Source organism: Arthrobacter sp. JCM 19049 (assembly GCF_001310435.1).
In genome coordinates this window covers 1-1,590 of sequence record NZ_BAXF01000487.1, presented here as the reverse complement: position 1 = coordinate 1,590, position 1,590 = coordinate 1, and the positions used below count along the sequence as shown (strand labels likewise).

At 67.5% G+C, this 1,590-nt stretch carries 1 protein-coding gene and 2 pseudogenes; all 3 read left to right on the top strand.

Annotation, left to right across the window (positions count from 1 at the left end):
- Positions 1–105: 105 nt before the first annotated feature.
- A complete protein-coding gene (locus JCM19049_RS13670; RefSeq protein ID WP_374700318.1) occupies positions 106–477 on the top strand; it encodes a histidine phosphatase family protein in 372 nt (123 codons plus the stop codon).
- A 5-nt stretch (positions 478–482) separates the two neighbouring features.
- A pseudogene (locus JCM19049_RS23595) lies at positions 483–1,102 on the top strand (TlpA family protein disulfide reductase).
- 2 nt (positions 1,103–1,104) lie between these two features.
- A pseudogene (locus JCM19049_RS13660) lies at positions 1,105–1,590 on the top strand (cytochrome c biogenesis CcdA family protein); the annotation flags it as partial.

The window sequence follows — 1,590 nt, the reverse complement described above, 5'->3', positions numbered from 1 at the left end:
CTGCTGCGGGCCCAGCAAACCGCTGCCCCCCACCGCCGCGGCCCTGGAGCTGCCGATCCTCACCGATGAGCGGGTCATCGAGGCCGGGAACCGTTTTGAGGGTCTATCCCGCATTGCCAACCGCCTGCGGGAGCCGCGCTACTGGCCCTACATCATCAACCGCTCAAGCCCTCCTGGGGCGAACCCTACAGCGAACAGGTCGATCGGATGCGCCTGGCCATGCAGGAGCACCGCAAGGCCGCGGTCGCCGAGGCCGGGGACGGCGCCGAGGTGGTCATCGTCTCCCACCAGCTGCCGATCTGGGTGACCCGCCGCGCCTCCCAGGGCCAGCGCCTGTGGCATGATCCGCGCCAGCGCGAATGCACGCTGACCTCGATCACCAGTTTTGAATTCTCGGACGACCAGTTGGTGAACCTGTCGTACCACGAACCGTGCGCCGACCTGCTGGCCGGTGCCGCAAACATCCCTGGAGCCTGACACCCATGACTGATTCGTCGAATCCCGCAGCACGCATCGGGCGGCGGAGCCTGTTGCGTTCGGCGTTCCTGGCCGCCGCGGTGATTCCGCTGGCCGCCTGCGCCACCGATGACCCGCTGGCCGAACAGGCCCGCAGCGGGGACAACAAGAACTACATCGCCGGGGACGGCGCGGTGGAGGAATACGCGGTCGAAAAGCGCACCGACCCGGTGCAGATCAGCGCCAGCACCTATCAGGGCACCAAGGTGGAGCTGGCCCAGTTCCAGGCGCCCCGGTGGTCATGAACTTCTGGTACGCCGCCTGCGCCCCGTGCCGCATCGAGGCCCCACACCTGCGCAAGCTCAGCGAGGAATTCGGGGAAAAGGTCCATTTCTTGGGCGTGAACGTGCGTGATGAGAAGGAAGCGGCGCTGGCCTTCGAACGCACCTTCAAGATCCCCTATGAGTCCGTGCAGGACACCGACGGGAAGATCCAGCTGGCCATGACCCAATACGTGCCGCTGCAGGCGGTGCCCACCACCCTGGTGCTCGACCGCCAGGGCCGGGTGCGCGCCCGGGTGATCGGTGCCGTGGAGGAAACCACCCTGCGTGCCCTGATCAAGTCTGGACTGAACGAGGAACTGTGAACCTGGCCGTGACGACCAACCAGTTTTCCCAGATCGCGCTGGACGGGTCGCTGTTTCTTGCCGGACCGGTGGCCCTGCTGGCCGGGCTGGTCTCCTTCCTCTCTCCCTGCGTGCTGCCGCTGGTTCCCGGGTATCTGGGATACGTCACCGGGCTGACCGGGGCGGACCTGCGTGAACACCGCCGCGGCCGGGTGTTGGCCGGGGTGCTGCTGTTCATCCTGGGGTTCTCGGTGGTGTTCATCTCCGCCGGCGTGCTCTTCAGCCAGGTGACCGCGTGGATGCGCTTCAACGGCGCCTGGGTGACCCAGCTGCTGGGCGTGGTGGTGATCATCATGGGCGTGGTGTTCATGGGCGGGATCTCCTTCCTGCAGCGCGACCGCAAGATCCACCGCCGGCCCCGGCCGGGTTGTGGGGAGCTCCGGTGCTCGGGCTGACCTTCGGGCCTGGGCTGGGCCCCGTGCATCGGCCCGACCCTCTCGGCGGTGCTG